The 7816-nt window shown below is 71.0% G+C and carries 9 protein-coding genes and 1 pseudogene; 8 read left to right on the forward strand and 2 right to left on the reverse strand.

All coding sequences use genetic code 11. The features are described 5' to 3' along the window. Positions 1-464: 464 nt before the first annotated feature. Positions 465-794 (reverse strand): hypothetical protein, encoded by a 330-nt coding sequence (locus tag CH341_RS05930; protein ID WP_111418107.1) that lies wholly within the window; start codon positions 792-794, stop codon positions 465-467. Continuing rightward, positions 791-1072: a hypothetical protein gene (locus CH341_RS05935; protein WP_111418119.1), complete on the reverse strand. Its 282-nt coding sequence runs from the start codon at positions 1070-1072 to the stop codon at positions 791-793. Before CH341_RS05935 ends, CH341_RS05930 begins: the two co-directional genes overlap by 4 nt. 115 nt (positions 1073-1187) lie before the next feature. Here CH341_RS05935 and CH341_RS05940 point away from each other — a divergent pair, with 115 nt between their 5' ends. The 8 genes and pseudogenes from CH341_RS05940 to CH341_RS05975 all read left to right on the forward strand — a co-directional run. Continuing rightward, the gene (locus CH341_RS05940) at positions 1188-2177 is read left to right on the forward strand and encodes a glycosyltransferase family 9 protein (RefSeq protein WP_111418108.1); all 990 of its coding nucleotides are present in this window, start codon (positions 1188-1190) and stop codon (positions 2175-2177) included. 67 nt (positions 2178-2244) lie between these two features. Next, positions 2245-3333, forward strand: a complete 1089-nt coding sequence (locus CH341_RS05945; protein WP_111418109.1) for an inositol-3-phosphate synthase — start codon at positions 2245-2247, stop codon at positions 3331-3333. Between the two features lie 19 nt (positions 3334-3352). Further along, on the forward strand, positions 3353-3952 hold the full coding sequence (locus CH341_RS05950; protein WP_111418110.1) for a histidine phosphatase family protein: 600 nt from the start codon (positions 3353-3355) through the stop codon (positions 3950-3952). Further along, positions 3949-5073: a CgeB family protein gene (locus CH341_RS05955; RefSeq protein WP_111418111.1), complete on the forward strand. Its 1125-nt coding sequence runs from the start codon at positions 3949-3951 to the stop codon at positions 5071-5073. The genes CH341_RS05950 and CH341_RS05955 overlap by 4 nt, the downstream gene beginning before the upstream one ends. Positions 5074-5075: 2 nt before the next feature. Then, a complete protein-coding gene (locus tag CH341_RS05960) occupies positions 5076-5873 on the forward strand; it encodes a sugar phosphate nucleotidyltransferase (protein WP_111418112.1) in 798 nt (265 codons plus the stop codon). Continuing rightward, positions 5870-6673 carry a TIGR04290 family methyltransferase gene (locus CH341_RS05965; RefSeq protein ID WP_111418113.1) on the forward strand — a complete coding sequence of 268 codons (804 nt, stop codon included), beginning with the start codon at positions 5870-5872 and terminating at the stop codon, positions 6671-6673. The genes CH341_RS05960 and CH341_RS05965 overlap by 4 nt, the downstream gene beginning before the upstream one ends. Then, the gene (locus tag CH341_RS05970) at positions 6670-7602 is read left to right on the forward strand and encodes a glycoside hydrolase 5 family protein (RefSeq protein ID WP_111418114.1); all 933 of its coding nucleotides are present in this window, start codon (positions 6670-6672) and stop codon (positions 7600-7602) included. The genes CH341_RS05965 and CH341_RS05970 overlap by 4 nt, the downstream gene beginning before the upstream one ends. A 2-nt stretch (positions 7603-7604) precedes the next feature. Then, positions 7605-7816, forward strand: a pseudogene (locus CH341_RS05975) (PIG-L family deacetylase); the annotation flags it as partial.

Here is a 7816-nt window from a genome sequence, read left to right on the forward strand (position 1 = left end):
CCATGCGGCGCGCCGCCCGGCCAAGTCCGACGGGGCGACGGAGCCCCGAGGGCGCTTGCGAGGAATGCCGCCATGGGCGAACGAACCGACCACACAGTTCAGAACAATCCTAAAGACCGCGACAAGAGCGGCCAGCAAGGCACGCAGGAGCCGTGGAAGGAGCCCGGCCAGCGCTCGCAGCAGACGGGCCGGCAGGATCAGGTGTCCGAGACCGGTCGCCGGCCGCCCACCGTCTCGAGCTCAGCCTGGGCGAACTCGCCCCGCTGGTCGACGAAGGCGACCTGGGGGAACTGCGCGGCGTGCTGACCGGGTGAGCCCGACGGCGCGGACAGGCGCTGGCCCGGGGTCCGGGCCGACGTCGCTCGCGCGCGCCGCGGCACGACGGCGGCCCGAGCGCCGTGACCGCACCTCCGCCGGCGTCGCCGGACGCCTCGGGATGCCGACGAGGTCCACGGCCGCCGAGATCACGTCGCCCCGAACGCCTCGCGCTTCTTCAGGGCCGCCACCACCTCGGGGCGGCTCAGCACGGACCAGACGTCGCGCACCGCCTCCTCGGTGGATTCGGCGGCGGCGTCGCGGAAGCGCTCCATCACCTCGCGCAGATCGATGACGGCGCGGTCGACGGCGGGCGGCAGCGACAGCGTCATAGTCGGCGTGTTGAACGCCCCCTTCGGATCGAACAGCCGGCCGACCGCGTCCATGACGCGGTCGAAGTCCGGCGCGGCGGAGCGCAGCTCGGCGGCGATCAGGTTGTAGGCTTTCGCGAGCAGGTCGTGCAGCACCTGCTCGTTCATTGCTGCGACCGGCTGACGAACTTGTGGAAGCGCGACACCTTCCCGTCCGCGGTCTTGTCCTGGTGCAGGAAAGCGAGATCCGACTCCTCGAACTTGTCGAAGAACTCGTCCCACGAGAGCTCCTCGAGCTTCTCGTCGCGCGGATCGAAATCGAGCCGGAGAATTCCGGCGTGCTCCTTGCCCGTCTCGGTGCCCTTCACGGTGGCGGGATGCCCGCCGCGCTCCTCCGCCCATTTGCGGATCGCGTCGTGATCGGTCGTGACCTTGCCCTGCGACATCGGCGTCTCCTCGTCTTCGCCGGCGCGGCCGGTGCCGCGCCGTCCGGTTCGGAAACCGCCGGGCACCGTCGCGTGTTCCACCCGGGACGCCGATTGCACCGGCGCGAGGAGGCGGATGGGCGACAGGGCGGAACGCGCGACCGGCACGTGCGACGATCCGTGGATGGCGGCGATGCGGCGCGGCGACTTCGCCGGCGCCTGGGCCGTGAGCGACGCGATCCTGAGCGAGCGCCGCGCCAGCGCGGAGACCTGCTGGCACTGGCCACGGCACCAGCAGTTCGTGTGGACCGGCGCACCGCTGGCGAAGCGACGCGTGCTGGTTCGCTGCTATCACGGCCTCGGCGACACGCTGCAGTTCATCCGTTTCGCGGCGCCGCTTCGCCGGATCGCGTCGCACGTGACGGTGTGGGTGCAGCCCGCGCTGCTTCCGATCGTCGCCACGGCGCCAGGCGTCGACGCCGTCCTGCCCCTGCACGACGGAACGCCGGAGGCCCGGTACGACGTCGACACCGAGATCATGGAGCTGGCCCATGCGTTGCGGGTGACGGAGCGGATGCTGGGGCCGGTGCCGTATCTGTTCCCGCCCGACGCCGACCCGAGCGACGATCGAAGCTCGCGCGGGAAACATCGCGTCGGTTTCGTTTGGAAGGCCGGCGGCTGGGACCCGGGACGCTCGGTTCCGACCGACACGATGCGGGATCTGTTTCGCCGGCTCGCCGCACGGGGCGTGTCGCCGTTCATTCTCCAGCGTGGGCTCGGCGACGACGAGCTGCGCGGTCTGCCCGCCGTGGACATCGGCAGCGACGACGTGCTGGTCACGGCGGCGCGCATGCGCGCGCTCGATCTCGTCGTCTCGGTCGACACCATGCCGGCGCATCTCGCCGGCGCGCTCGGCCTGCCGTGCATCACGTTGCTGCGGGCGGAGTGCGACTGGCGCTGGATGACCGGCCGCGACGACACACCATGGTACCCGACCATGCGCCTCCTGCGCGTGCCGCCAGGCAGCGACTGGGCCGATGCCGTCGCGGCGCTGGAGACGATGCTGACGCCGTCTCACGGATCCGGGAACCATCAATCCGAGCAGGCGTTGGCGAAACGTACATAGGTTCGGTGCCGCACCCGACGGGTGCCCACCCGAGAGCAGCGGACGACGCCATGAGCTGGACGATCCGATGACGAGTGCCGCTTCCCGAAGAGTCCGCGTCGGCATCGTCGGTGTCGGAAACTGCGCCTCCGCCCTGGTCCAGGGCCTGTCCCATTATCGCGACGCGCACGAGAACGAGCCCGTTCCCGGCCTGATGCATCCCGAGCTCGGCGGCTATCGGGTGCGCGACGTCGAGATCTCGGCGGCCTTCGACATCAACGCCCACAAGGTCGGCCGCGACGTATCCGAGGCGATCCTGGCGCCGCCCAACAACACGGTCCGGTTCGCCACAGTGCCGCCGCTCGGCGTGACGGTGGCGCGCGGCCGCACGCTCGACGGCATCGGCCGCTGGCTGAAGGAGGACGTGCCGGAATCGCACGAGCCCGAGGCCGACATCAGCGCGGTGCTGAAGCAGAGCCGCACCGACGTGCTGGTCTCCTATCTTCCGGTCGGCTCGCAGCAGGCGACCGAGTACTATGCCGAGCGGGCGCTCGACGCCGGCTGCGCCTTCGTCAACTGCATCCCGGTCTTCATCGCCTCGAACGACAACTGGCGGCGCCGCTTCGCCGCCCGCGGGCTGCCGCTGATCGGCGACGACATCAAGAGCCAGGTCGGCGCGACCATCGTGCATCGCGTGCTGGCGAACCTGTTCGGCGAGCGCGGCGTGCGGCTCGCCCGCACCTATCAGCTCAATTTCGGCGGCAACTCCGACTTCAAGAACATGCTGGAGCGCGAGCGCCTCGACTCCAAGAAGATCTCGAAGACCCGCGCCGTGTCGAGCCAGCTCGACGTGCCGCTCGCCCCCGACGACATCCATATCGGTCCGAGCGACCACGTGCCGTGGCTGGAGGACCGCAAATGGGCCCATATCCGCATGGAGGGCGTCGGCTTCGGCGGCACGCCGCTCAATCTCGAGCTGAAGCTCGAGGTGTGGGACTCGCCCAACTCCGCCGGCGTCGTGATCGATGCGGTGCGCTGCGCCAAGCTGGCGCTCGACCGCGGCATCGGCGGCGCCTTGGAGGCTCCGTCGAGCTACTTCATGAAGTCGCCGCCCGTGCAGTTCACCGACCACGAGGCGCGCGTCCGCCTCGAGAGCTTCATCGACGGAGAGGGCTGACCATCCGGATGGGGCCGCGATGACCACGACCTTCTTCCTGGTCCGACACGCCGTGCACGGCCTCCTCGACCGCGTCCTGGTGGGGCGGAGCCCGGGCGTGAGCCTGTCCGACCTCGGGCGGCGGCAGGCGGCGGCGCTGGCCGAGCGGCTGGCCCGCGAGAGCCTCACCGCCGTGCATGCCAGCCCGCGCGAGCGCGCCCAGGAGACGGCACATCCGATCGCCGCGACGACCGGCCGGCCGGTGACGATCGCGCCCGACCTAGACGAGATCGATGTCGGCGAATGGACCGGACGGAGCTTCGACGAGATGTCCGACGATCCGCGCTGGCAGGCCTGGAACAGCGCGCGCGCCAGCGCCCGCACGCCCGGCGGCGAGAGCATGCGCGAGGTCCAGGACCGGGTCGTGCGCCTGCTCGGGCGTCTCTCGGCCGTCCATCCCGACGGCCGCATCGCGGCGGTCAGCCACGGCGACGTGATCCGGGCGGCGCTGCTGCATTATCTCGGCCTCGGGCTCGACGCCTACGACCGCATCGAGGTGAGCCCGGCCGGGGTCAGCACCGTCGTGGTCGGCCCCTGGGGCGCGAAGATCCTCTCCCTGAACGAGCGGGTCGCCGCATGAAGATCGTGGTGTTCGGCCTGACCGTGTCGTCGTCCTGGGGAAACGGCCACGCCACGCTGTGGCGCGGCCTGATCGCCGCGCTGGCGGCACGCGGCCACCGCACCGTCTTCTTCGAGCGCGACGTTCCCTATTACGCGATGAATCGCGACCTCGAGGCGCTGCCGGACGGCGAGCTGGCGCTCTATCGCGACTTCGAGGAGGAACGCCGCCGCGCCGAGCGCGTGCTCGCCGACGCCGACGTCGCCATCGTCACCTCCTACTGCCCGGACGGCCGCGCGGCGGCCGAGCTGGTCATGGCGGCGGCGCGGCCGATCAAGATCTTCTACGACCTCGACACCCCCGTCACGCTGGCGAATCTCCGCGACGGCGAGAGCGTGCCCTATCTGCCGGCCGACGGCCTCGCCGGCTTCGACCTGGTGCTGAGCTACACCGGCGGCCGGGCGCTGGACGAATTGGCCGAGCGGCTGGGCGCCCGACGGACCGCGCCGCTCTACGGGCATGTCGATCCGCGCGTGCATCGCCCGGTCGCTCCGGCGGCCCATTATCGCGCCGACCTCTCCTATCTCGGCACCTATGCGAGCGACCGCCAGCCGGCGCTGGAAGCCCTGCTGGTGGGGCCGGCGGCGCGACGGCCGGACCTGCGCTTCCTGATCGGCGGCGCGCAGTACCCGCAGCAGTTCCCGTGGGGCGACAACATCTGGTTCGTGCGCCACCTGCCGCCCAGCGAGCACCCCGCCTTCTTCTGCTCGTCGCGGCTGACCCTCAACATCACCCGCAAGGCGATGGCCGACATGGGCTGGTGTCCGTCCGGCCGGCTGTTCGAGGCCGCCGCCTGCGGCGCCGCCATGGTGACGGACGCCTGGGACGGGCTCGACACGTTCTTCACGCCGGGCGACGAGGTGCTGGTCGCGACGAGCGCGAGCCACATCGACGCCGCGCTGGATCTGAGCGACGCCGAGATCGCCCGGCTCGGCCGCGCGGCGCGCGAGCGGACGCTCTCCTCGCACACCTCGATGCATCGCGCCGCGACGCTCGAGCAGCTGATCGAGGAGATCGCCGGCCGCGGCCTCACACCGCCGCCCGCCGCCCGCGCCACGCCGTTCCGTGCCATGGAGGCCTGATCATGTGGGGCATCGTGCCGGCCGCCGGGCGCGGCAGCCGAATCCAGCCACTCGCCTTCTCCAAGGAGCTGCTGCCGGTCGGCAGCCGGCCGCACGAGACCGGCGAGCGGCCGTGCGCCGTCAGCGAGTATCTGGTCGAGCGGATGGTGCTGGGCGGCGCGACGAAGATCTGCTTCGTCATCTCGCCGGGCAAGTCGGACATCATGGAATACTACGGTGCGGCCTACGGCGCGGCCGACATCGCCTACATGGTGCAGCCGCGACCGGTCGGCCTGTGCGACGCGATCTTCCGGCCGGCGCCGCTGATCGCGCCGGACGAGCCCGTGCTGGTCGGCCTGCCCGACACCGTGTGGTTCCCGGCCGACGCGCTCGCGGCGCTGCCGGACGACCAGCTCTCCTTCCTGCTGTTTCCGGTCGATCGGCCGGAGCTGTTCGACGCCGTCGAGCTCGACGGCGCCGATCGCGTGACGGAGATCCGGGTCAAGCAGGCCGAGGTGCGGTCGCGCTGGATCTGGGGGGCCTTCAAGATGCCGGGCCACGTCTTCCACGCGCTCGCCGCGCTGTGGCGCCGGCCGGGGCGCGGCGACGAGTATGTCGGCACGCTGGTCAACGCGTATCTCGCCGCCGGCGGCCGCGCCGTCGGCGTCAAGGCGGGATCCGCCTATGTCGACGTCGGCACCGTGCACGGCTATCGGGCCGCGGTCGGCCTGCTCGCCGACGGCATCGGGCCCGAGCACATGACGCTGCCGGTCGCGGCGGGACGCGGCCGCGACGACATCCGGGAGGCACGCCTGCCATGACACCCGCACGAGCCGCATCCGCCGCCACCCGTCCCCGCCGTCTGTCGCGCGACGCCATCGCGGCGCGCGTGAAGGAGCTGGGGCCGTGGTTCCACAACATCGACCTCTGCGGGGTGAAGACCGCGCCCGATCACTTCCTCGGCGACTACCCGGCCGTGAAGTGGAAGGGCTTCGCCGACGCCCTGCCGGCCGATCTCACCGGCAAGAGCGTGCTCGACATCGGCTGCAACGGCGGCTTCTACGCGATCGAGATGAAGCGGCGCGGTGCCGGCCGCGTGCTCGGCATCGATTCCGACGAGGACTATCTGGCGCAGGCCCGCTTCGCCGCCGAGGTCGCCGAGGCCGAGATCGAGTTCCGGCGTCTCTCGGTCTACGAGGTCGGGCAGATCGGCGAGACCTTCGACGTCGTGCTGTTCATGGGCGTCCTCTATCACCTGCGCCATCCGCTGCTGGCGCTCGACCTGATCCGGGCTCACGTGGCGCGCGACCTCCTGGTGTTCCAGTCGATGCAGCGCGGCAGCGCCGAGCCGTTCGAGACGGCCCAGGACTACGACTTCTGGCAGACCGCGCATTTCGACGAGCTCGCCTATCCGAAGATGCACTTCGTCGAGAAGCGCTACGCCGAGGACCCGACCAACTGGTGGATCCCGAACCGCGCCTGCGTCGAGGCGATGCTGCGCAGCGCCGGCTTCGCCGTCGCGGCGCATCCCGAAGCCGAGGTCTATGTCTGCCGCTGCGCTCCGGTCGATTCCGTAGTCGCCGCCGAACGCCTGACCGTCACCGCGCCGGAGCCGTCATGATCGAAGCCGCGATGATCTGGAACGAGCCGAACAACAAGTCGCATTGGGATCCGGATGTCGATCCCGACTGGAGCAAGTTCGGCGAGATGGCGGTGCTGGCCGGCAAGGCGATCGGGAGCGCCGCGCCGGGCCTGCCCCGCGTGCTCGGCGGCATCTCGCCGATCGACCCGACCTTCATCCTCAACTTGAAGAGCCGCGGTGTCTTCGACCAGGTCGACGTCGTCGCCGTGCACGGCTTTCCGCTCGACTGGAACCTGTGGAGCATCCACGACTGGCCGCAGAAGATCGACGAGATCCGCGCCGTCACGTCGCTGCCGATCTGGGTCTCCGAGGTCGGCGTCTCGACCTTCGGGGCCGAGGAGGTGCAGGTGTTCGGCGTGAACCGCACGGCCGAGCTGCTGATCGGCAAGGTGCCGCGCATCCACTGGTACAGCCTCTACGACCTGCCGCGCGCCTGGCCGGCGACGACGCGCCACAAGGAGGCGGAGGGCTCGTCCTACTACCGGCATTTCGACATGGGCCTGCTGCGCGAGGACGGCACGCCGAAGCTCGCCATGGAGGCGTTCGCGCGGCACACGCCGGCGCTCGGCCTGTGCCAGTGGTTCCACTTCGAGGATCACCGGCTCGACGACGCGGTCGCCTGGATGAAGCAGCTCGGCGTCACCTATCTGCGCACCGGCCTGTCCTGGGCCGACAGCTTCCGGCCGAACGCGCTCGCCTGGTTCGACCGCCAGATGGACGCGCTCGCCGACTTCGACGTCACCGTGACGTTCTGCTTCACGCCCGAGCATCTCGGCCTCGCGCCGCATCACACCAGTGCGCCGCGCGAGCCGCAGGCCTTCGCGGACTTCTGCGCCGCCATGCTGGATCGCTACGCGGCGCACCGCGCGCCGGCGCGTCCGACGCTCGCCTCCTGTCCGGCCGAATGACCATGCCGCAGCACGCCCGCCACGAGGAGCGCCATGCCGCCGCCGAGGCGGCCCATGCCCTGCTCGCGGCGATCGGCGATCCGGCGCGGCCGGCGATCGATGCGGGGCGGGTCGGCGTGATCGTCGCCCATCCGGACGACGAGACGCTCGGCTGCGGCGGCCAGCTGGCGCGGCTGTACGGCGTTCAGGTGGCCATCGTGACCGACGGCGCGCC

It is taken from the genome of Rhodoplanes roseus (genome assembly GCF_003258865.1).
GTDB classification, from domain to species: domain Bacteria; phylum Pseudomonadota; class Alphaproteobacteria; order Rhizobiales; family Xanthobacteraceae; genus Rhodoplanes; species Rhodoplanes roseus.

Excerpts from the sequence above, each read along its gene's own strand:
- CH341_RS05930 (WP_111418107.1), bottom strand. The coding sequence starts at position 794 with ATGAACGAGCAGGTGCTGCACGACCTGCTCGCGAAAGCCTACAACCTG.
- CH341_RS05935 (WP_111418119.1), bottom strand. The coding sequence starts at position 1,072 with ATGTCGCAGGGCAAGGTCACGACCGATCACGACGCGATCCGCAAATGG.
- CH341_RS05940 (WP_111418108.1), top strand. The coding sequence starts at position 1,188 with ATGGGCGACAGGGCGGAACGCGCGACCGGCACGTGCGACGATCCGTGG.
- CH341_RS05945 (WP_111418109.1), top strand. The coding sequence starts at position 2,245 with ATGACGAGTGCCGCTTCCCGAAGAGTCCGCGTCGGCATCGTCGGTGTC.
- CH341_RS05950 (WP_111418110.1), top strand. The coding sequence starts at position 3,353 with ATGACCACGACCTTCTTCCTGGTCCGACACGCCGTGCACGGCCTCCTC.
- CH341_RS05955 (WP_111418111.1), top strand. The coding sequence starts at position 3,949 with ATGAAGATCGTGGTGTTCGGCCTGACCGTGTCGTCGTCCTGGGGAAAC.
- CH341_RS05960 (WP_111418112.1), top strand. The coding sequence starts at position 5,076 with ATGTGGGGCATCGTGCCGGCCGCCGGGCGCGGCAGCCGAATCCAGCCA.
- CH341_RS05965 (WP_111418113.1), top strand. The coding sequence starts at position 5,870 with ATGACACCCGCACGAGCCGCATCCGCCGCCACCCGTCCCCGCCGTCTG.
- CH341_RS05970 (WP_111418114.1), top strand. The coding sequence starts at position 6,670 with ATGATCGAAGCCGCGATGATCTGGAACGAGCCGAACAACAAGTCGCAT.